General features: G+C 43.8%; 21 protein-coding genes, 1 pseudogene and 1 riboswitch. Of the genes and pseudogenes, 4 read left to right on the top strand and 18 right to left on the bottom strand.

Annotated elements, in window-relative coordinates:
* Positions 1-89 precede the first annotated feature (89 nt).
* Both BLV00_RS14465 and BLV00_RS14460 read left to right on the top strand, forming a co-directional pair.
* The gene (locus BLV00_RS14465; protein ID WP_093045680.1) at positions 90-1,217 is read left to right on the top strand and encodes a CapA family protein; all 1,128 of its coding nucleotides are present in this window, start codon (positions 90-92) and stop codon (positions 1,215-1,217) included.
* Between the two features lie 117 nt (positions 1,218-1,334).
* Complete coding sequence (locus BLV00_RS14460) at positions 1,335-1,811, top strand: DUF456 domain-containing protein (protein ID WP_093045679.1); 477 nt, start codon at positions 1,335-1,337, stop codon at positions 1,809-1,811.
* Between the two features lie 203 nt (positions 1,812-2,014).
* On the opposite strand, the gene BLV00_RS14455 is transcribed toward BLV00_RS14460, so the two are convergent.
* From BLV00_RS14455 to BLV00_RS14445, 3 genes are all read right to left on the bottom strand, one after another.
* Positions 2,015-2,479 carry a helical membrane plugin domain-containing protein gene (locus tag BLV00_RS14455; protein ID WP_093045678.1) on the bottom strand — a complete coding sequence of 155 codons (465 nt, stop codon included), beginning with the start codon at positions 2,477-2,479 and terminating at the stop codon, positions 2,015-2,017.
* Positions 2,472-5,426, bottom strand: coding sequence for a formate dehydrogenase subunit alpha (fdhF, locus tag BLV00_RS14450; protein ID WP_093045677.1), 2,955 nt, complete (start codon positions 5,424-5,426; stop codon positions 2,472-2,474). Before fdhF ends, BLV00_RS14455 begins: the two co-directional genes overlap by 8 nt.
* Positions 5,427-5,513: 87 nt before the next feature.
* The gene (locus tag BLV00_RS14445; protein WP_093045676.1) at positions 5,514-6,104 is read right to left on the bottom strand and encodes a DUF2087 domain-containing protein; all 591 of its coding nucleotides are present in this window, start codon (positions 6,102-6,104) and stop codon (positions 5,514-5,516) included.
* Positions 6,105-6,238: 134 nt separating this feature from the next.
* Between BLV00_RS14445 and BLV00_RS14440 the strand changes: the two genes are divergently transcribed.
* Complete coding sequence (locus BLV00_RS14440; RefSeq protein WP_093045675.1) at positions 6,239-6,589, top strand: YflT domain-containing protein; 351 nt, start codon at positions 6,239-6,241, stop codon at positions 6,587-6,589.
* A 331-nt stretch (positions 6,590-6,920) separates the two neighbouring features.
* Here the strand turns inward: BLV00_RS14440 and BLV00_RS14435 are convergent, their stop codons facing one another.
* The 8 genes and pseudogenes from BLV00_RS14435 to BLV00_RS21720 form a co-directional block, all read right to left on the bottom strand.
* Positions 6,921-8,234, bottom strand: coding sequence for a phospholipase D family protein (locus BLV00_RS14435; RefSeq protein WP_245728980.1), 1,314 nt, complete (start codon positions 8,232-8,234; stop codon positions 6,921-6,923).
* A 164-nt stretch (positions 8,235-8,398) separates the two neighbouring features.
* Positions 8,399-8,536, bottom strand: coding sequence for a hypothetical protein (locus tag BLV00_RS22040; RefSeq protein ID WP_176791570.1), 138 nt, complete (start codon positions 8,534-8,536; stop codon positions 8,399-8,401).
* Between the two features lie 87 nt (positions 8,537-8,623).
* On the bottom strand, positions 8,624-9,235 hold the full coding sequence (thiT, locus tag BLV00_RS14430) for an energy-coupled thiamine transporter ThiT (RefSeq protein ID WP_093045674.1): 612 nt from the start codon (positions 9,233-9,235) through the stop codon (positions 8,624-8,626).
* A gap of 89 nt (positions 9,236-9,324) precedes the next feature.
* Positions 9,325-9,428, bottom strand: a riboswitch (TPP riboswitch).
* Between the two features lie 70 nt (positions 9,429-9,498).
* Positions 9,499-11,508, bottom strand: a complete 2,010-nt coding sequence (locus BLV00_RS14425) for a penicillin-binding transpeptidase domain-containing protein (RefSeq protein WP_093045673.1) — start codon at positions 11,506-11,508, stop codon at positions 9,499-9,501.
* A gap of 252 nt (positions 11,509-11,760) precedes the next feature.
* On the bottom strand, positions 11,761-12,186 hold the full coding sequence (locus BLV00_RS14420; protein WP_093045672.1) for a universal stress protein: 426 nt from the start codon (positions 12,184-12,186) through the stop codon (positions 11,761-11,763).
* Positions 12,187-12,256: 70 nt separating this feature from the next.
* Positions 12,257-12,991, bottom strand: a complete 735-nt coding sequence (locus BLV00_RS14415; protein ID WP_093045671.1) for a peptidoglycan recognition protein family protein — start codon at positions 12,989-12,991, stop codon at positions 12,257-12,259.
* A 136-nt stretch (positions 12,992-13,127) separates the two neighbouring features.
* Entirely contained in the window at positions 13,128-13,691 is a 564-nt protein-coding gene (locus tag BLV00_RS14410; RefSeq protein WP_093045670.1) for a hypothetical protein, read from the bottom strand.
* A gap of 143 nt (positions 13,692-13,834) precedes the next feature.
* Positions 13,835-13,960 (bottom strand): annotated as a pseudogene (locus BLV00_RS21720) (penicillin-binding protein); the annotation flags it as partial.
* A gap of 214 nt (positions 13,961-14,174) precedes the next feature.
* Between BLV00_RS21720 and BLV00_RS14405 the strand changes: the two are divergent.
* On the top strand, positions 14,175-14,462 hold the full coding sequence (locus tag BLV00_RS14405) for a transporter suffix domain-containing protein (RefSeq protein WP_093045669.1): 288 nt from the start codon (positions 14,175-14,177) through the stop codon (positions 14,460-14,462).
* Between the two features lie 152 nt (positions 14,463-14,614).
* On the opposite strand, the gene BLV00_RS14400 is transcribed toward BLV00_RS14405, so the two are convergent.
* The 7 genes from BLV00_RS14400 to BLV00_RS14370 form a co-directional block, all read right to left on the bottom strand.
* On the bottom strand, positions 14,615-14,977 hold the full coding sequence (locus tag BLV00_RS14400; RefSeq protein WP_093045668.1) for a hypothetical protein: 363 nt from the start codon (positions 14,975-14,977) through the stop codon (positions 14,615-14,617).
* Positions 14,978-15,276: 299 nt separating this feature from the next.
* A complete protein-coding gene (locus tag BLV00_RS14395; protein WP_093045667.1) occupies positions 15,277-16,002 on the bottom strand; it encodes a GntR family transcriptional regulator in 726 nt (241 codons plus the stop codon).
* Complete coding sequence (nagB, locus tag BLV00_RS14390; protein WP_342722796.1) at positions 15,992-16,753, bottom strand: glucosamine-6-phosphate deaminase; 762 nt, start codon at positions 16,751-16,753, stop codon at positions 15,992-15,994. Before nagB ends, BLV00_RS14395 begins: the two co-directional genes overlap by 11 nt.
* Positions 16,753-17,934 (bottom strand): N-acetylglucosamine-6-phosphate deacetylase, encoded by a 1,182-nt coding sequence (gene nagA, locus BLV00_RS14385; protein WP_093045666.1) that lies wholly within the window; start codon positions 17,932-17,934, stop codon positions 16,753-16,755. Before nagA ends, nagB begins: the two co-directional genes overlap by 1 nt.
* A 120-nt stretch (positions 17,935-18,054) precedes the next feature.
* Positions 18,055-18,810 (bottom strand): alpha/beta hydrolase, encoded by a 756-nt coding sequence (locus BLV00_RS14380; RefSeq protein WP_093045665.1) that lies wholly within the window; start codon positions 18,808-18,810, stop codon positions 18,055-18,057.
* A gap of 14 nt (positions 18,811-18,824) precedes the next feature.
* The gene (locus BLV00_RS14375; RefSeq protein ID WP_093045664.1) at positions 18,825-19,691 is read right to left on the bottom strand and encodes an SDR family oxidoreductase; all 867 of its coding nucleotides are present in this window, start codon (positions 19,689-19,691) and stop codon (positions 18,825-18,827) included.
* 242 nt (positions 19,692-19,933) lie between these two features.
* Positions 19,934-20,860: an LCP family glycopolymer transferase gene (locus BLV00_RS14370; protein ID WP_093045663.1), complete on the bottom strand. Its 927-nt coding sequence runs from the start codon at positions 20,858-20,860 to the stop codon at positions 19,934-19,936.
* Positions 20,861-20,909: the final 49 nt, after the last annotated feature.

Raw genomic sequence — 20,909 nt, 5'->3', positions numbered from 1 at the left:
ATTACGATGGTTTTGTTATACATTCAAGGATGTATTTGTCAAATGGAATGCTTAGCATAAAATTTTACATACATAAGGAGTAATGTTAGTTGCATCGTACGCCTATTTTAATCATATGTTTGCTAATGTTTGTTGTTGGCTGCAGTTCTGCGAAGGAAGAGGGTAATCATACAGGAAGCGTAAATGCGGAAGGAAATCCTGATTCTACTAATAAACGAGAAACGGAAGAAAATACACAAGCCCCGGCACCAGAACCAACCGAACAGGAAAAAACGGGAACGACACCGATGACCCTCACCTTCACTGGGGATGTCCTGTTTGCCTGGTCATTGGAACAGACCGTTGCGGAAAAAGGCTATGAATATCCATTCCAGCATGTGAAGGAGTACTTTTTACAGGATGACTTTACGTTCGTAAACTTTGAAACTCCTGCAACGGAACGAGGCACCAAAGAAGATAAAATCTACAATTTCCGGACCCATCCTGATGCGATGGATGCATTGGCGAATGTCGGCGTTGATGGCGTCGCGCTCGCCAACAATCATACGCTTGACTTCGGAATTGACGGGTTGCTGGATACACTTCACTTTGCTGATGAGGCGGGGTTGGCTGCTATTGGAGGCGGCGCCAATGAAAGCCAGGCTTATCAAGGCTATGAAACTACCATCCAGGATAAAAAAGTTGCATTCTTGAACTTTTCCAAAGTACTTCCCTATATCGATTGGTATGCTGTCGGGGATCGGCCTGGGGTAGCCAGCGGCTATCAAATGGATCGTGTGATCAGGATCATCGAAGAGACAAAGCAGACGAGTGACTATGTCTTCGTTCAAATACACTGGGGAAAAGAAAAAGACACCCAGTTCAATGAATCTGAACAAGCTTATGCTCATGCGATGATTGATGCGGGCGCTGATGGGATCATCGGCAGCCACCCCCATGTGCTCCAAGGGTTTGAAATCTATAAAGGAAAATTAATCGCCTATTCCCTTGGCAACTTTTTATTTCCGGACTATGTAAAAGGGGAAACTGCTCAGACAGGTGTGTTACAGCTTGAGATAGATGAGAACGAAGAACTGACTTACCGCTTCCTTCCCCATTTTATTAAAAATGATGTCATCCAACCCCACCCGGATGCAAATGGTTTGGCACAGGCATTGGAACAACGCTCGGCACCCGGGATTAAGATTAATGAAGCATTTGAAATAACTGCACAATGATTGGCTGGCGCATAGGGAGTAAACCTGTGCGCCATTTTTCCTTATCGTGTAGGATAGAAAATAACAACGATTTTTATATTTATCGGTGATTATCCCCAGCAAACAGGAGGAAATTCAATGGAGTTTATACTATGGACAATCATTCTCGTGTTATTTCTATTAAGTTTTGCCAGCCTTATTTTCCCGATCATACCAGGAACGGTGGCACTCTGGGCCGGATTCCTGATTTATCAGTTTTTCATCAACAGTGATGGACTCTCCTTCTTCTTTTGGACAGCCATGGTATTGCTTACACTGGTTCTGATTGTTTCAGACATTATTGCAAACAGCTTTTTTGTGAAAAAGTATGGCGGCACGAAGTGGGGAGAAAGGTCGGCTGCGATCGGTGTCATCGTCGGTTCCTTTATCATTCCTCCGTTCGGGCTTATCATTATTCCGTTCCTTGCAGTTTTAGTAGTAGAACTGCTGCAACAGCGCTCTCCAAAAGAATCCATGCGTGCCAGCATCGGCTCGTTGTTCGGCTTTCTCAGCGGCTCTGTTGCCAAAATAGTAATCCAATTAATCATGATCATCTGGTTCTTTATTGCGATATAAGAAAAGCGTAAGCGCCCTGAGAGACACGACACGCATAAGCAAAACGGCTGGAGGATGGTGACCTTTCCTTCCGCAAGACGGGTTGCTTATGTCGCGAGGATCGGGGCGCTGGAGCTGGCCAACACTTCGCGGAAGAGTCCGTGTTATACACTTTCTTATTTATATAGAAAATCCAGCACCGTTTACGGTGCTGGATTTTTTCGCTATTCTCTTCCCATACCTTTTAAAAATTGCATCAGCATCGTTACACTTCGATTGATTTCCGGGTCCTTCAACGCTTTGGCAAGATCAATAAAACCAGTTTTGGACTCGGGTTCTTTCTCTGTTTCTTCCATCCCTCGATTGATGCGATCGGATAAATTCCGGATCGCATCGACATCGAGATCCCCGAGTAGAAACATGAAACCGGTAAGGTTTTCAATGACACCAGAATACTGGTCTTTGTTCAGTTCAGTAGCCAATTTCCCCATCGCTTCTTTTCGGTGGTTCGTTAAGGCGTACATCGCTTGCAGCATGTCCGCATCATCGAGAGATTTGAGAAGCTTGATTCCCTCGAGTATCGCGTGTTTATTTTCAGATAAGGCTTCCTTGATCTCTTCGACATCTTTCTCCACTTGTACTTCCTTCGGTATTTCCATCCGTTTGATATTTGTCATTGATTTAGCCATTGTTCTTCACCTTGCTTCCTGGGAATTCATAGTCTTCACGCTGCCATTTTCTTTCCACTTGGACGCTGAGTTGTGGCTGGCGGTTGCCGCGACGATGATTATTCGGCGGAATTGGTGATTTTTCTCCTTTTTTCGTGACGACTTCCATCTTAGCCGCGATTTCTTTATAAGCAGGCGTATCGGTGTCTTTATCGACACGGTTGTCCGTCAGGAAGTTGACAGCTGATTTTCCGTTTGCGCTCATTGGAATGAACAGCTCTTTTCCTTTGACGCGTTCCGTAATCGTGACGATTCCTGTCGCTTCCCCTGCATCAGAAATAAGTTTGATTTCAGCTCCTTCTTTCAACCCTTTCTCTTCTGCAAGTTCATGAGAGATTTCAACAAATGCATTCGGTGTCTTACGGACAATCCCTTCTGATTCGTACGTCATATTACCTTCATGGAAATGCTCCAATAGACGACCGTTATTGATGTGAAGATCGTACTCTTCTGTCACATCATATTTTAGTTCAAAGTCCAGCGGATAGAGCTTCGCTTTTCCGTTATCAAAATTGAACCCATCCTGGAAGAGCAGAGGCTCATCTGTACCATCTTCATGAACTGGCCATTGAAGGGAGTTAAAGCCTTCCAGCTTTTCATAGCTTACGCCGGCAAAAAGTGTAGCCAGGCCGGCAGCTTCTTCCATGATCTGTTCTGGATGGGTGTAGCCCCAATCAAAACCAAGTTCTTTAGCGATAAGCTGGATGATTTCCCAATCCGGCTTTGTATCATACATTGGTTCAATTGCCTTATAAAGTCGCTGAATTCGACGTTCTGTATTCGTGAATGTGCCATCTTTTTCAAGACTCGCCACTGCAGGCAGAACCACATCGGCGTATTCAGCAGTTTTGGTAAGGAACAGATCCTCAACTACCATGAACTCCAATTTTTCAAATGCAGAAGTGACATAGTTGATATTGGCGTCTACGATTCCAGTATCTTCTCCTTTGACGTAGAAAGATTTCAACTTGCCTTCATGCATCGCTTTAATCTGCTCATGGTTATCCATCCCCACTTCTTTCGGCAGATCTACGCCCCAGGCTTTTTCGTAACGCTTACGGACGTCATCGTCGGTGACAAATTCATAGCCCGGGAAATAATTCGGCATGCTTCCGAAGTCACTGCAGCCCTGGACATTGTTATGACCGCGAAGTGGATAAGCACCTGTACCCGGCCGGCGGTAGTTTCCTGTAATCAATAGCAGATTGGAAATCGCCGTACTGGTATCACTACCAAGCATATGCTGCGTGACACCCATCGCCCAACAGATAGCTACTTTATCTGTTTCGGCAATTTCTTTTGCCAAATCCTTTAGTTCTTCCTGGGATATGCCAGTCATCTCTTCTGCATATTCTAACGTGTATTTTTCCAGGCTTTCCCGGTATTCTTCAAAACCGTCCACCCATTCATCGAGGAAGTTCTTGTCTTCCCAGCCTTGATCCAAAATATATTTAGTGACCGCAGATAACCATACCAAATCGGTACCGGACTTAGGCTGATAGAAGCGGTCGGCACGGGTAGCCATTTCGTGCTTGCGTAAATCGAATACGAATAACTTCTGCCCATGCAGCTTATGGGAACGTTTGATCCGGGAAGCTAATACCGGATGAGATTCTGCCGTGTTTGAGCCGACAGTAATCACCAAATTGGCTTTTGCAATATCCTCGATAGATCCAGAGTCACCCCCATGACCCACGGTACGGAACAGCCCCTTCGTCGCTGGTGACTGGCAATACCTGGAGCAGTTATCCACATTATTCGTACCAATTACTTGGCGGGAAAGCTTCTGCATCAAGTAAGATTCTTCATTTGTCGCTTTGGAAGAAGAGATGAAACCTAATGCATCCGGGCCATGCTCCGCTTTAATTTCCTTGAAGCGTTCTGCTACGTATTGGATAGCTTCATCCCATTCTACTTCTTCGAAATGATCTCCCCGGCGGATCAAAGGTTTTTTCAGGCGCTTTTCACTGTTGACATAGTCCCAGCCGAATCTTCCTTTGACACATGTTGCGATTCCATTAGCAGGGGACTGTGCGTGTGGTTCTACCTTCAATACCTCACGATCCTTCGTCCAAACATCAAAGCTGCAGCCGACACCACAATACGTACATACCGTTTTCGTTTTCTTGATACGGTCTTCCCTCATGGCAGCTTCTGTATCGGAAACAGCCAGCAATGGACCGTAGCCGGATTCAGCTTTTTTCGTCAAATCGATCATGGAACGGAGGAGTCCAGGTTCCTGATCGGTCAGGTATCCTGCTTCCCCTTCCATATCCTTCTCCAATAGGGCATTACAAGGACAAGCGGTTACACATAGGCCGCAATTGACGCAGGAGGATTGGTCGATCGATACATCATTATCCCAGATGACACGGGGCTCTTTTCGCTCCCAGTCTATCGTCAACGTTTCATTGACGACCACATCCTGGCAGGCTTCCACACAGCGCCCGCAAAGAATGCACTGGTTCGGATCATAACGGTAAAATGATCCGGATCTGTCCGTTTCATAGGAAGTAGGCTTGAACTCACGAGATTGATGTTCTAAACCAAAGTCTGCGACCGCATTATGTATTTCACAGTCGCCGTTATTGTAATCACAGACCGTACAATATAGTTCATGTTTTTCCAGGATAGTATCTAATGCTTCTTTTTGAGCATCATGTACTTCTGCAAGGTTGGTCATGACTCGCATGCCAGCTTCTACTTTCATGCCACAGGCGCGTTTCAGTTCCCCGTTCACCTGAACGATACAAGTGTCACATGTTTCGATAGGTCCAAGCGATTCGTTATAACATATTTGAGGGATATTTTCTCCCGTCGAATTGATAAGATCCAATAGGTTCTGCCCTGGATCCGCTAAGTACTCTTTTCCGTTGATGGTAACTACGGTATGGTCACGCTCTAGCATACTATCTTCCCCCTATTTAAGTGATGAGATGCAGGTTAGAATATTCGCATTATATAAACTAGTAACCTGTTTAGGGGGAGACAAAACCTATTTTTCGATAACAATTGGCCAAATTTCCTTAGGATTCAGTTGGTATCGATTATTTTCCCGGAACATGAATTGTTGCATCACCCATTCTCTACGAATGGTGGCAAAGTCTTCATGGAAGGTTTTAATATACGCATTGACCTCTTTTTCTTCATATACTTTCCCGAGTTCAAAATGCTCGACAAAGTAGCTGAGAATAACGAGTTTCTTCTTCAGCTGGCTGGGAATCTGCTTTAATTTCCCTTCCTTCGTTACAAAATTTTTGATGATTTTCTGCTTTTCTGCTTCAGTCATTTCTAATTCCTGATTCTTCACAAAATTCTCCTCCCCGATTCGTATGATTGCTGTAGCCATGTATTCCAGTTTCTTTTCATCAAGGTGAAAGTAAATCGTATTTTTTTCCCTTCTCGCATAAACCATGCCGGTGTCTTTCAATTTTGCGATATGATGGGTGATCGTTGGCGGCTTGAGGCCAAGCTTACTCGCTATTTCCTGTCCATGGCGTGGTCCTTTTTTCAGTAATGCCAGGATTCTTATCCTGGTCACATCCCCTACCGCTTTATGAAATTGGACCATTTTATCTAATTGCATGTTTTCACCACCTAATTAAATATATATCTAATTAGATATTAATCTAATCATCTTCCGTTGTCAACGTATTAGAGGTTTGCATAGCCCGATTTAGGGTTATAAGGATCATGAATATCTTTAAAGGAGTGCGTATAATGAAACCATTTATTCGTGAATATACCAACGATGAAAAAGTAATCGAAGATGTGAAAAAGTTAAAAGATCGCGGTATTGATAGCGACAATGTCTATGTCCTGACCCATGATGACGATCGCACAGAGCGGCTGGCCAGCAATGCCAGTGCGAACACGATCGGATTTTCTGAGCAGGATTTCAAGAATGCGATTGGAAACCTGTTTAGTAAAAAAGGGGACGAACTGCGTACGAAATTACAGGAAATGGGCTTTAGTGAAGAGGAAGCCGATAGTTATGAAGCAGAAATGGATCAAGGGAGAGTATTGCTGCTGGTAACTGAGACCGAAGATGTCGAGTCAATTTTAGTCTAAATAAAAGAGTGTGAAGCCTTTTCGGCTCACACTCTTTTATTTATTTGGTCCTATGCCTCGATTTTTATGTGTCTAGAAAAAGCATTTTTTGTCTAGTTAATTATTGATTTTGTCTAGTATTTTCCTAAAAGTGTCTAGTAAAATCGTGAAAATGTCTAGTAACTTTCTAACATTGTCTAGTTAGAGCTAAAGTTGTCTAGTATAAAGGGTTTTTATCCAGTAAAATAGCTGAATCCTAGTACCTTCCATTACAGGAGGGACAAGGATTCAGTCATTTTTTCAGTCTTGTTCACACCGCACATGACATTCAACCATGAATGATTAGGCGAGCTTAATAGGTAGTAAACCAGATCAGCTTTTGCAAGCGGTACGTCAGGCTGAGTAAAAAGTTCAACTCACTTTCATTTTCTTTGTAGTCTACGGTATACGCGCCGCCTTGGTTCGTCCACATATTTTCGAAATAATCCCTTACCTCCTGAATTACTTGCTCCTTTTGTGGCGCCTGGATCCTTACATCTGCTTCCAGATTCAAGTTAGCCAGGTTACGTCTCGTATAGTTTGCTGATCCGCCAATAATCACATGGTCTCCTTTGGCTTTATCGATGTAAAGCATTTTTGTATGGAACTGTTCTTTACCGACGTTATACCAGCGTATGTTCATATTTGGATGATCAAGCTTTTTTAATTCTGCCGCGACCGGGAGATTCGGCAGTCCTGTCTTTGTATTGCCAAAAGCTGTCTTATTCGGGTCGAGAATGATATTGACCATTGCACCATGATCAGCCGCTTCTTTTAAACGGCCTAGTATTTTCCGGTCAGCCAGGTAGTACATGCCAAGCCAGACCGTATCATTTTCTGAAGCTTTTTCTAAGTCAGCTAATATAGCTTCATAAATTTTACGTTCAGTAAGAAACTGGGCATTGATGCTGCCGGTTTGTTCCTCAAACTGATAGCTTTCCATATCAGGATAATCGACTTCCTCGTCTGCCGAATAGTCGACGACCGCTTTTTCTGCTTCTAAAATATCTCTTTGTATCGGCCCTTTCATCTTGAACGCTACATTTTCATGATAACCGCTGGCATCATGAGGGTTGGCAGTAGATACAATTGCTGCATCTTCTGTTACTACCAGCTTACGGTGATTTGCCTTGATATTCATCATTTTCACATAAGAACGGAAGGTGATATCAGGAGCCTGCTTCGCCATGGGGTTGCCTATCCAGCCATCCCCTTTTTCTCCAAACCATTGGAAAAAGGTCCGGTAAACCGATGAATACAGCGGATTGGAATCTCGCAGCTCGCTCAGGCTGGTCATCACGACGTCCACATCATTAGCGCGCAGCCGCTCAATCGCTTTCGGCTGGTAAGAATTATAGACCGTATTGACCTGGTCGGTAATAAATACAGCCTTCATGTCAGGGTGTTTTTCTTTTTGCTTGATGATAGCATCGGCTAGCTCTTTTGATATTTGGGGGAAGTCTCTCTTTCCATCCGTATACCCGTTGAATAGAAACATGTCTATTACGACGAACTCTTCCGCTTCTCCGATCAAATCATTGATTTCCTGGAATATCTCGAGTTCATGGACGGTTTTTCCGTTTTCGTCCGGGTAGGTCAAATCACGAAAGAATTCAACCTGTTCCATATCGTGTACATTGCCTTGGTATGACAGTCCTTCGGGTAATGTTTTATAGGAAGTATGGTAAAATATCACGCCGGATAACCATAGCACCACCACTATAAATAGCCAGCTTCGTTTTTTCTTAAGTAAGAATTTCATTCTGGTTTGGATACGAGCAAATTTGTTTTTCACTTTTCCTGATCCTCTGCTCTTTCATAGCAGTCATTACAGTACAATTGGTTATCTTCATAGATACCATTCAAAAAGCCGTCTTCACAATAAACATTTTTCCCACACTTACTGCAGCGGCCTACTAGTTCTCTCATATTCCCTGCCCCCTTTTCTCCATCATACTATATACCACCATGACAAAAAGAAAAACCTTGCCGGAAGAAATTGGCAAGGTTGGTTATTCAGTTCAATTGTTCTTTAGGTCTTGCTGCCGCCCGGTAGGAAGCCTGTTCCTGATCGTTTAAAAGAATTCGCGGCTGTTTGTGGAATAAATATCCCAAGCCGAGCGCACTGATGATTGCTGCCGGCACCATATAAGAAGCATTATAAACCAACGAGTAAATCCATACATTTTCTGCATCGGTATATTCGGCAAAAAATACGACGCCTGCAATGAAGTGTCCCATGAACCTTAGCGTACTTCCAAGCAGAATACCGAGCGTCACATACGTGAAAAACTTCTTCGTGTTATGGTTGATCAACGCCTGTTTAACAGTGTGGGCAAAAATGCCGGCTAGTCCTAACAGGGTGAACGCCAGTCCGTATTCAATCACCGCCTGCACGGGCGTCAGAATATAAGCCTGTCCGACGATGATTTGGAAAATCCCGTAAAGCAATCCGGTCAGCAGTCCCCCTTTTAATCCCCAGCGGAACGCAATTAGAAAGACTGGCACCATCGCAAGCGACACCGAACCACCCTGTGGCATTTTGAAAATCGGGATGAAGTCCAAAAGCGTCGCAAGCGCTGCGAAAATAGCTACCTCTACCATAAATAACGTACGTTTGTTTCTCATGAATCAATCACTCCCCTTGTTTTTTGGCAACAAAAAAAGCAATGCCAAGGGGGAAGCTTCCAGATGGACGGATTCCGTTTGCATTGCACCATCATAAAAGCCACCATTCCTACGCTAGTATTAACTAACAGGTTCAAAGGGTAAGGACACGAGCGCCCACTCTCAGCCAAAATCGGCTCCCCTTGGAAGGCTTTGAATCTATGCTTTTTTTGTACTGCATCTATTATAAAAAACTATCACAAATTTAGCAACAAGCGACCGGTTCATTCCATATTCTGGAATAATCCCGCAGCCTGCATGACGACGTCCCCGCTTTTGGCATTTTCTTTCATCATTGCAAGTACTATATCCGTATTTTCGGTCGGATAAACGACAAACCAGCCGTTTTCCTTTCCTTCCTCATCTTTCGTGCGTTTTAGTTCAGCTGTCCCTGTCTTGCCAGCTAACGGAATTCCTGAAATGTTGGCGGCACGTGCAGATCCTGCTTCATGAGCAACCACCTGTCGCAGCGCATTTTTAATGACATCGTTGTATTGTGGGTCGGTCACGCCCTCTTTCCAAATTTCCCGCGGATTTTTACTTTTTACAATCGTCGGCTTCAACAGATCGCCTTCATTGAAAAATGGGGTATAAGCGGTCGCGAGATGGATCAATGACATTTCCATTTGCCCCTGTCCATAGGCTGTATTTGCCATCAGCAAATCATCGGAAAACGTATCTTCATTGGAAATCTGCGAGTTATATACCGGGTATTCGATCGGAATTTCCTGATTGAAACCAAACGATTCCAAGCCGGAACGGAAGGTTTCCTGTTCCATCTGCAAGGCTGTTCTCGCAAAGAAGATATTATCGGAGCGAATCAGTGCATTGGTGACATCGACAGGTCCATTAAATTCTGTGACCCGGCTGATTTCATAATTACCCCATGATCCATCTTCTTTTGCCCACGTTTTGCCATTAATATCAATTGTTTCTTCTGGTCCGATGGCGCCATTGGTCAATGCGATCGCTGCTGTAACCGGTTTGATAGTTGACCCTGGTGCATAGGTATACATGGAACGATTCAAGCTGGGCTGTCCTGAATCATCAAGCTCCTTATTCGTACCATAAATACGCAGGTTCGGATCGATAGCGGGTGAACTGACCATTGCCAATGTTTCACCAGTAGTCGGATGGATGGCCGCTGCAGCACCTGCTCCTCCTTCGTAAGATTGATAGATTTTCTTCTGGAGATCAGCATTAATCGTAAGATGTACATCCTCCCCGTGCTCTACCGGAGTTTCAGCGATCGTCGTTGTTCCTTCCTCCGATTTAGCATAGATGGTAACCCCAGGTGAACCGCTTAAGGTCTCTTCCATCTTTCCTTCGATACCGCCATGACCAATCATACTATTGGCATGATATTTCTCGTCATCTAGTTCTTCTAAATCCTCGGCGGTCACCTGGCGGATATAGCCAGTCAGATGGGCGGCCGCTTCCCCATAAGGATAGTCCCGTCCGGTAGTTGCCTGGGTAGAGACCGGTTCCATGTCAACCAGTTCTTCTATTCTCTCCGTCTCATCCGCGGGTACCTTTTTCAGTGGTACGAATTGATCAGGATTTTCTTGCACCCAGCCGGCACTCAGTTTTTTATCAATATCTTCCACAGCCATATCCAGCAGTCCGGCAATTTCCTGTTTTATCTCTGCTTTCTCCTCCCCAAGCTGTTCCGGGATCACACCGATATTCAGAAATTCAGCATTAATGGCCAGACCGTTCCCATTACGATCATAGATTTCGCCTCTGACAGGATTAGTTGTGGAGAGTCCAACTTCCTGCCCTTCAGCTATCTCCGGAAAAATGAATCCCGGATTCCAGTTGACATACCAGTTTTCTTTCGTTTCATCGCCTGCTTCCCGTTCTTCTTTCGTCAACGTCGCCTCATAATCAAACGCTATTTCACCTGCAACCGAGGTCATGGAAACATGGAAAGGAATGGTTTCTTCTGTCTTCTCCTTATCCTCTTCCTCCTCTTTTTTCTCAAAGGTCACTTCTACATTTTTAATAGAAAAATCCTGATAGATTTTCTCAAAACGATCGACCGCTTCTTCTTTTGTATAATGTTCTTTAGAGGAAGCAGCAGTCATTTCGTACATTTCTTCAAACTTCTGATCCTGCCATAAATCTATGTATTTGGTAAAACGCTCTTCCGCCGTAGGCTCATCTTTATTACTGCATGCTGTAGTGATAAAGATAAGTGCTATGATCATCAGGACACCTGGTAATTTCCTCATAATATCCTCCTTTTGGAAAGTTATTAGCTCTTTTATCTTATCATATTTGCATCTAATTCAGGAATCAGCCGATTGGGATTTTCACTGAGTCAAAGGTCATACAAGGATAATGTGCGGCGCTGCCTGTAAAGTGAGTCAATTCCCTTTTCTATTCGTATTCCAGGCCAGGTTAAAACATGTTACCGTTTGCTTGTATGGAAGAAATAGAAAAAGCCTACCTTGTATGCCAAGGAAGGCGGCTGATCATTTTTTTTAAGGAACGACGGTGACTGGCACATCAGCAGTATGCAGGACGCTGTAACTGATGCTTCCTAATACAGAACCCTTCACCCGCCCGAGACCACGGGAACCCATGATGATGCCTTTCACTTTTTCCGTTCGTGCCAAACGGCAAATCTCATCGCTGGCAATACCGGTCAACATCACTTTTTCTGCTGGAACATCACTTTGTGCCAATAGCGGTTCGGTAGCTCGGAATGCTTCTTCCGCCATTTCCTGCTGGTACTCTTTAATTTGCTCTTTCGTAATGAACCTGCGGATATTATGCGTATTATATTCAGGCTGTACGTGCACAAGTAAAATTCCACTGCCAGTCTCTTTTGCATGCTCAATCGCATATTCTAACGCACGCAAAGAATGATCGGAACCATCTACTGGTACTAAATACTTTTTCTTCACCTAATCCAGCCCCTTTCCACTCTCTCTAACCATACTTTCCGTTTATACTTCTATTATACCACGAATATATTCACCGTCCGCTTTCAACTTTGACATATTTAGGGCTGGCGGTAATATAGTAGACTACCCCTTTACTGTTTTTCACACGGTACTGATAACCTGCACCCACTTTCACCTTTGCTATTATAATCGGGAAACCATAGCCTTGTTTCACGGTGCCCGCAACATCGACATCCTTCCATGAGGGGCACGCATAAAATCGTAAAAGTCCAGGATAAATCGACTCTAGCCGCTTTCCAAGATAGAAATTCCCCCTCGGGATGAGATTGTTGTTCCCGATTTTTTCTATAAATTCATTCCATACTGGCAAAAGAGCCCGCGGGCAATTTTTGCCGCTCCATTTTTTATGAGGGACGATTCGACTTAACGGAATTCCGTGACGCTTCTGTAACGTGCGAACCAGCAGGACTGCCCTCTTTACCGCCTCTTCAAAATTACCATCTTCATGCTCGCATATTTCCACTCCGATCGAATTTCGATTTCCCTCCCCATTGCCATCACCGGCATGCCAGGCACTTTCATAGTCAGGCAGATGCTGGATGATCAAGCTATCGTCTACGGTATAATGCCAGCTGACCAGCCGGCTGCCATTCAGGTTCCTCATGTACCTGCCATGCATTAGAGCATCTGCACCCCATGAACGGTTTCCTGTTGTATGGATCGTTATGTAATCTGGTCTCATGGCATAACCAGGGCGGCAAGGATGATTTTTCGGCAGGACCATCGGTTTGATTTCAAGTAACATCGGCACTCCCTCCTCACCGCTATAATCGAATCTGGTGGCAGGAATAGTGTCGAAGGAATATAAATTCACAGTCGCAATAGGAAGATTACATAGGAATTCAATTTTAAACTAGCATAAACCGTCTGGAGGGCTCATGTTATTGAAATAAATCAGGTGGATAAATTTCAGTATTGTTTTTGTCGTACAAGGTTACCCTGGCAGGAAAAGGCTTTTCAATATCTGGAGGCAGCTTATGGTACTTTACATACGTTTTCTCGCCAGAGACATTGGATGTGAATTTAAATTCTTCATCATCTAGATCAGCTATAATGTGGTCTATCTTCCTATCAGGATTTCGACCTACTAACACACCGTATATCCCATCACTTGTTTTTATTTTTTGATAATCAGCCACATACTCCCCGTCTCCATGCCCAGCGAGAACGATTTTAAATTTGCCATTCCACCCTTTGATTAATTGAGCATATCCAATATTACCGCTTTTTGTCTGGAATGAAACGATATAAGAACTTGTATCATCTAATTGAACCTTCTTTAAAACTTCAAGATTAATAAGCCCTGAACCCCTATTTATCCATTCTTTTAATTCCGATTGAATGGAGGTTGTTTTATCCTCGATATGGTATTGGTTAAAATAATTAACCGAATAAATTATAAAAATAATGGAGACAAATAACAGCAAAAAAATAATTCTTTTCAATTCGCTCCCCCCCCAAGAAGATTGAAAGCCGTTCTTAACACTATTGCTGCCCTCCCTCCCCCTCTATTCTTAAGTAAATAACAGATTATATCTTATTAGTTGATTGCCCCTTATATTTAAAGAAAAGTCAAACTTCCGTGTTCCTACTGAAAAGTATCGGCCACTATATTGCTGAATTCTTTTAGGTAATATAGATAATTCTTACTTCCGTAGTTGTATCTTTTGTTATACATTTTCGCCACTCCCACGTTGTATTTTGGAATCACTATTTTATCCTCCGTAATCAAACTGAAATTAAATCAAACAAACTTTCTGAAAAACGCTTATAGCAGAACCTGTCGACGCCCTCGATTGTTGAAGAAATGAAATTGAGATATACTTTACCGTATGTGGAAAATACGTTTTGCTTAAGAACGTTTGTTTTAATAGTTGATCACCAATACCTTATTTTGAACATTTGTGTTGTTATTTGGGGGTGAGATCATGCAAAAAAACTCAACATTGCAAAAGCCATGGATCTATAAGGTAGGAATGATTCTTATTATTTCTTCTATTCTCATATGGGTGATTTCCCCTGTTTTAATCCCCTTTTTACCACTTACTAATGGAGTGAAGGCTATTAGTATAACTACCAGCCTGATTATAGGTGAGGTGATTTTTTGGATAGGTGCTTTGATGGCGGGAAAAAAAGTAGCAAATAACATTAAAAAATCATTTAACCCAAAAAATTGGAGGAAGAAATTTGTTCATAAGGAACAAGACAGAGAATAGTCTATAGGAATAAATTTCTGAGAGTGAAGATCTTTTATAGAATCTTAAATCATCTTAAATATTATCGCTAAATTGCCACAAAATCCCCTTTAACACAATGAAGCAACTATTCCTTTTGTAGGTGTGGGTCCTGAAAAATCTTAAAATCATTTTTATTCACCTGGAAGTTCAGCAATTACTTCCTTTGTTTGAGGATCCACTACTATTCTTGGATACGCCATCCGCTCTGTCTTAAATAAGGGGGTAACTAGAAATACCGTTTCATTATGGAACTTCTCTTCTACATATTGGTAACTGTCTATGTCATCTGTCATCTTTATTTCTTCAACTTTTCCGTTTAACCAGGCACTTTTCCATTCTTCATCCTGAGGCATGTCTGTTGTTTGCACATATTCCCAAACATTTTCAAGAACCTTATTACTTTCTTCGCTTTTATTATTACTTGAATCCACAACATTACAACCTGTCACAAAGGCTAACAGGAAGAACGCCAGGACGTTTATCCTTCTTCCCATTTCATCACCTCCTGTTTTTACAATAGTAAATTTTTGTTTTATTTCATTGATAGTAATTTGGTAGTTCGTAGTTTACTTATTTCCTCTTTTACTCCATCTCTTCCCCTAATAGCACAACGATCCGGCTCGCATATAAGAAAACTTCATGTTAACAATAACATATTATTCCAATTTAATCCCTCAGAAATCCTCAGAATGTACATTCGGCATAGGACGCAGTGGTTACTATTTCTATATAAAATAAGCGGGCTAAAATCCATAGGATTCAGCCCGCTTACTTTTTTCTGTGTACAAAATAGTTAATTCCGTTTGATCTCTGCCAAAAACTTATAGCGGTCAGCTCGATATGCCGACTGGACCAATTCGAACGGCGTATTATCAGTAGTAAATGTCAGACGTTCGATGCCAAGCAGAGCAGCATGTAACGGAATAGCCAGTGCGTCTGCCTCTGCTTCATCAGCCAGGGAAGCTTCAATCGCTTGTTCGGCGCGACCGATGGTAAGTCCGAGTTCTGATTCGACGTAGGCATAAAACGATTGTTGGATATGCGCCTGTGTCAATCCCGGCATCAATGCATATGGGATAAATGTCGTTTCCAAAGCCATGGGGACTTCATCGGCAAGGCGGACACGTTTCACTTCAAATACCCGTTCACCCGCTTCAATCTGAAGTTTCGCTGCAAGCTTGGACCCTGCCTCTTTCACATCGAAACTTAACAGGTTATTTCCCGGTTTCAATCCTCTTCGTTTCATATCTTCTGTAAAACTGGTCAAGCCGGTCAGCGGCTGTTCCATTTTGGTTTCAGCAATGAACGTCCCTTTACCTTTTTCCCGGTACAGCAGTCCTTCCTGCACCAGGTTATTGACCGCCTGGCGTACCGTCATTCTGCTGACATCATAGGTCTCGGTCAGAGACCGCTCAGAAGGGATCGCCTCACCAGGAAAAAATTCCTGTTTGGCGATTCGCTGCCTGATATCTTCCTCTATTTGATAATACATAGGGAGAGGAGACTGTTTATTCAGCATGGCTTCTACTCCTTCCATGAACCACACCCTGATAGGCGCTTTCGTCGACAATCAATGTCACATCGGGGTGATTCTTCAGCGCAGAAGCCGGAAATTCTTCGTCTATTTCCCCTTCAAGCAAACGTTGAATTGCTGGTGCTTTATCCTCCCCGGATGCAAGCAGAATAATCTGTTTACTTTTCAAAATCGAGCGGATCCCCATCGTTATGGAATGTTTTGGTACATCTTCTGCGGTCGGGAAAAAGCGTGCATTGGCTTTTCTCGTTGATTCCGTCAATGTAACGACGTGCGTGGTCGAATCAAATGAAGTACCGGGTTCGTTGAAGCCGATATGACCATTTATCCCAATTCCGAGCACTTGTAAATCAGGCGGACCAATTTCATCTATCAACCCTTCATAGCGCTGGCATTCATGATCGATATTTTCAGCATTTCCATTTGGCAAATGGGTGTTGGACGCATCTATATCGATATGGTCAAACAGCTTTTCCCGCATGAAATAATGATAGCTTTGCGGATGGTCTTCTTCTAAACCGACGTATTCATCGAGATTCAGCGTACATGCCTGACGGTAACTTACTTTTCCTTCCTTATATCCCTTGACCAGCTCTTCATAGGTAGCCAGAGGCGTTCCCCCTGTAGCTAATCCTAGTACGGCACCTGGTTTTTCAACAATTTTACTTTCTATGAAATGGGCTGCCGCACAGCTCATTTCATGGTAGTCTTCTTTTACAATCACTTTCACTGTCATCAGCCCTCCCGTTCAAATGCGACATATCCATTGCAAATCGTCATAGCTACATCGAAATCCTCATCCAAAACTACAAGGTCAGCATCTTTCCCGGTGCTGATGCTCCCTTTCCGGTCAAAAACACCAAGCTCTCTGGCGGCATTTTCTGAAGTGAGGCGAATGATATCCAGCCATGTCGGTGCTACGATTTCTTTCATATTGGCTACCGCCTGCTTCAGGGTCAGAATACTGCCAGCCAATGTGCCGTCCTCGAGACGAGCTTCATTATTTTTAACCGTAACCTCTTGCCCGGCAAGGTCATAATCCCCTTCCGGAAGACATTTAGCGCGCATGGCATCGGTAATCAGTATCATACGTTCGGGACCTTTCGATTGGTAGGCAAGCCGCACTGCATCCCTGTGGGCATGGACCAGGTCCACGATGATTTCTGTCGTTAATTCCTTGTGTAAAAGTGCCGCTCCAAGAGCCCCAGGCTCACGGTGATGGAGGCCACGCATCTGGTTGTATAGATGGGTGACATGGGAAGCTCCATTCTCCACGGCGTCCGTCACTTCCTGGAAAGTCGCATTCGTGTGCCCGATCGAAGCAACAACACCTGAATCATGTAAATGTCTGATCAGCTGCAGCGCCCCTGGTTCCTCCGGCGCAATCGTAACCAGACGGATGTGACTATTGCTTTCTTGCTGCCACTGATCAAACCGAGGGATGTCAGGGGCAATAATATGCTCCAGCGGCTGTGCGCCTGCTTTATCTTTTGAAAGGAATGGCCCCTCCAGATGGATGCCGATAACTTCAGCACCTGAACCTGCTGTCTGCTCTTTGATATACCCGGCCGCATTTTTCAAAGCTTTAGAAATCGCCTGGTGCGACTGGGTCATCGTCGTGGCAAGAAAACTCGTGGTCCCTTCCTGTGGCAAAGCCTCTGCAATTCCCGCCAGTGCTTCCGGGGTAGCATCCATGGTGTCATGGCCGGCTGCTCCATGAATATGGACATCGATGAAGCCAGGAAGTACGGTCCAATGCTTCCCTTTTCCATCAATCACGACATCAGCCTTTTGGTCAGACATGTCTCTCTCAGTAACCGTTGAAATTTTTCCATTCTCGATCCAAAGGGAACCGGTGATTTCTTTTTTATTTTCAACAATGATTTGGATATTTTTCATCAACAATGTGTGGGGCATGTTGTTCCCTCCTTCGGTGTTACTACTAGCTCTATTATAAAGCGTGCATATATAGTTGTCTATACCAGCAAACAATTTACTTAAATGTTCTGGGACTTAGTATCACCAAAGGAAAGAATGTTATTTAGTCATCGTGTACTGTTGAAAAAATTCCAGACTCCTTTCAATGATCAAGTCGAAATCATAATCCAGTGTGGCGACATGATAACTATTTTCCAAATGGACAAGCTCCGTATGTTCAGAAAAAATCGTATCAAAGATGTACTGTGCATTATCCGGTGGTACGACATGATCTTCATCCGACACAAAAATTAATGCTGGACAGTGGACATTGGCCAAATCAGCCCGGACCCCGTGCAGCAAATCCAGCAATTGAATGACAGAAGCATAGGGAACTTTGTCATAAGCAAGCTCTTTAACTCCTTCTTTTTGAATATCAGAATGAATCGACTCCAAATACCTGGATTGATTCTCTTCTTCTCGCAGCGCTTCCATCTGCTGTATTTCAATAGCTGCATTGATCAGCACGATCCCTTTGAGGTCGTCATGTTGTTTAGCCAGGTGTAAAGCCAGCGTGCCGCCCATGGAAAGTCCGACCACAAACTGAAACCTCGTCCTTTTTTTCAACCAATCAAGCGCTTCTTCTACCGACGCTACCCAATCCTTGTAAGAGGTTTTTTCCATATCTTCATAATGGGTACCGTGACCGGATAATCTCGGCATTGCAACTGTATATCCCGACTTGGCATATGTTTCAGCAAGCGGGCGCATACTCTGCGGCGAACCTGTAAAACCATGTATGACAAGAATCCCCAAATCATTACCTTCTTGATAAAATGCTTCCGCTCCAGAAAGCACAGGATAGTTCTCTTCCATATTATCTTCCTCCTCTACTTATCGTGGACTTTAAAGCCTGATCTTGAGAGCTGTCGTAATACCAGCCTTTCCCATGCCTTCCATGGAAGGATGCGTTTTACAGCCATGGTGGTACGTACGCCTTTACCAATCGGGTAGCACACCTTCCTCCAGTGAGAACGCTCCGCAAGCTTGCTCGTAAATGTGGCTACCAGCGCGGGATCAGCCATTTTTTCCCGGCTTACTTCCATATAATCCTTGATATTTTTCATGTAATCCGCGTATGGGGAATCCGGGTGTCTTGCTTCTTCTGGTATGTATGTCCCTTTTGTCCAAATATTCGTTCGGAATGATCCAGGTTGAATGACTGCTGCGTCAATTCCATACGGTTGCAATTCCAAGCGGAGACTTTCTGTAAATCCTTCCACAGCATGCTTGGAAGCAACATAAGGAGATAGCCCCGGAAATGCTACTTGCCCACTGATACTGCTTACATTAAGCACTTTTCCAAAACCTTGCTTTCGCATGATGGGAAGCACCATCTGCGTAACAGCAATCATTCCGAAAAAATTGGTTTCAAATTGCTTTCGATAGGTTTCCACCGGAACTTCTTCCGCAAAGCCACCGACTGCAAATCCAGCATTATTGATTAACACATCAACACGATCAATTGTCGTCAGGCTTACTTGGAAGGAACGGAGGGAATCATGATCGGTTACATCCAGCTGCCTTGGGATGATACGATTCCGTACGACAGGGTCCTGGATTTCTTCTTCAAAACGATTGGCATACTTCATGTTCCGCATCGTTGCAATCACCCGGAATCCTTTTTCTGCACACTTGACTGCTGTCAGGTACCCAAACCCATTGGAGGCCCCTGTGATCATTACCGTTTTTGTCATGGCAGACTCCTTTCTAACCGCTTTTTTCCATAGTACCACGCTGGCATACCGTGTAAACCCCTTGTACAAGAGCGGCAAGGCATAATTAATCCTCTTCATAAAAAAGGTCGCTTTCCGAGGGGACAGGACTGAAAGCTGGTAGCCCCATGCTTAATCGCAGGGAGATCGTTCATCTGTCATTGGTTTAATGAAACACAAAAGACTGTCGATCGTTTTTCGACAGTCTCGCTGTGAACTTCTTCCTATAATTCCTGTTTAGAAATCATCCGATTCACTTTCGTTATTTCTTCCGGTGATACCTGCAAATAATAGATGTCATTAACATAGCTGTCTTTCCCTTCTATTTGGTACATGTTGATATTTTCAAGTCCGCTGCGATAATGAACGGCCAGTGTTCTCAGCTCATCCAACGTGAGGTTGGTCTCCATATTCTCAGCCAGGACATTGAAAATCCCGTCCAAATTGACAACTGCATGCAAACTCAATCCCTGGGCCATCAACCCTTCTACCACCTCACGCTGTCTGTGGTTCCTGCCGATATCCCCTTTGGGATCCTCATCACGCATTCTTACATAAGCAAGTGCCTGCTCACCTGAAAGTGTCTGGGGACCTTTTGGGTAGTCGAAACCACCTTGTACAAATGGAAACTCGTTAACTACTTGCACACCACCGACCGCATCTACCATTTGTTTCAAACCAGCCATGTTCATCGTGGCGTAATAATCAAGCTCGATATCCAGCAACTCTTCCACTGTATTTATGGTCATGTCCACTCCGCCGAATGTATAGGAATGATTAACTTTATCATAGCTTCCATGCCCTGGAATCCAGGCCATCGTATCCCGCGGAATACTGATTAAATGCATTTTTTCCTTTTTTGGGTCGATATTCATTACGATAATCGTATCAGGTCTTCCCACATCTGCTTCCCGTTCATCAATTCCCAGTAATAGAAAATTCAACGGATCGTCTTCATTCATCTTATGCTTACTTTCCTGACTGTCAATAGCGGTGACAGGCTCGAATAGTTCACCGGATACTGTGTGATGGACTTTCTGATAAAGAAATAATAAGTAAGCACTCATGCCGCCGATTATCACAAGCATCGACATTCCGACAACCAACAGCCATTTACGTTTCCGATTTAAGTCCTTCCACTGTTGTTTCATTATCGCACCCCACCCTTACCGCATTATATGTCGTTAAGGCAGCCGGTAT

The organism is Thalassobacillus cyri (assembly GCF_900107755.1).
GTDB classification, from domain to species: Bacteria; Bacillota; Bacilli; order Bacillales; family Halobacillaceae; genus Thalassobacillus; species Thalassobacillus cyri.
This window is presented reverse-complemented; position numbering and strand designations above follow the sequence as displayed.

Excerpts from the sequence above, each read along its gene's own strand:
- BLV00_RS14415 (WP_093045671.1), bottom strand. The coding sequence starts at position 12,991 with ATGTTACTTGAAATCAAACCGATGGTCCTGCCGAAAAATCATCCTTGC.
- BLV00_RS14370 (WP_093045663.1), bottom strand. The coding sequence starts at position 20,860 with ATGAAACAACAGTGGAAGGACTTAAATCGGAAACGTAAATGGCTGTTG.
- BLV00_RS22040 (WP_176791570.1), bottom strand. The coding sequence starts at position 8,536 with ATGAGAGAACTAGTAGGCCGCTGCAGTAAGTGTGGGAAAAATGTTTAT.
- BLV00_RS14400 (WP_093045668.1), bottom strand. The coding sequence starts at position 14,977 with ATGGGAAGAAGGATAAACGTCCTGGCGTTCTTCCTGTTAGCCTTTGTG.
- BLV00_RS14405 (WP_093045669.1), top strand. The coding sequence starts at position 14,175 with ATGCAAAAAAACTCAACATTGCAAAAGCCATGGATCTATAAGGTAGGA.
- nagA (WP_093045666.1), bottom strand. The coding sequence starts at position 17,934 with ATGCCCCACACATTGTTGATGAAAAATATCCAAATCATTGTTGAAAAT.
- BLV00_RS14435 (WP_245728980.1), bottom strand. The coding sequence starts at position 8,234 with ATGGAACAGGTTGAATTCTTTCGTGATTTGACCTACCCGGACGAAAAC.
- BLV00_RS14380 (WP_093045665.1), bottom strand. The coding sequence starts at position 18,810 with ATGGAAGAGAACTATCCTGTGCTTTCTGGAGCGGAAGCATTTTATCAA.
- BLV00_RS14425 (WP_093045673.1), bottom strand. The coding sequence starts at position 11,508 with ATGAGGAAATTACCAGGTGTCCTGATGATCATAGCACTTATCTTTATC.
- thiT (WP_093045674.1), bottom strand. The coding sequence starts at position 9,235 with ATGAGAAACAAACGTACGTTATTTATGGTAGAGGTAGCTATTTTCGCA.
- BLV00_RS14455 (WP_093045678.1), bottom strand. The coding sequence starts at position 2,479 with ATGGCTAAATCAATGACAAATATCAAACGGATGGAAATACCGAAGGAA.
- nagB (WP_342722796.1), bottom strand. The coding sequence starts at position 16,753 with ATGACAGTGAAAGTGATTGTAAAAGAAGACTACCATGAAATGAGCTGT.
- BLV00_RS14445 (WP_093045676.1), bottom strand. The coding sequence starts at position 6,104 with ATGCAATTAGATAAAATGGTCCAATTTCATAAAGCGGTAGGGGATGTG.
- BLV00_RS14460 (WP_093045679.1), top strand. The coding sequence starts at position 1,335 with ATGGAGTTTATACTATGGACAATCATTCTCGTGTTATTTCTATTAAGT.
- fdhF (WP_093045677.1), bottom strand. The coding sequence starts at position 5,426 with ATGCTAGAGCGTGACCATACCGTAGTTACCATCAACGGAAAAGAGTAC.
- BLV00_RS14395 (WP_093045667.1), bottom strand. The coding sequence starts at position 16,002 with ATGCTGAATAAACAGTCTCCTCTCCCTATGTATTATCAAATAGAGGAA.
- BLV00_RS14440 (WP_093045675.1), top strand. The coding sequence starts at position 6,239 with ATGAAACCATTTATTCGTGAATATACCAACGATGAAAAAGTAATCGAA.
- BLV00_RS14375 (WP_093045664.1), bottom strand. The coding sequence starts at position 19,691 with ATGACAAAAACGGTAATGATCACAGGGGCCTCCAATGGGTTTGGGTAC.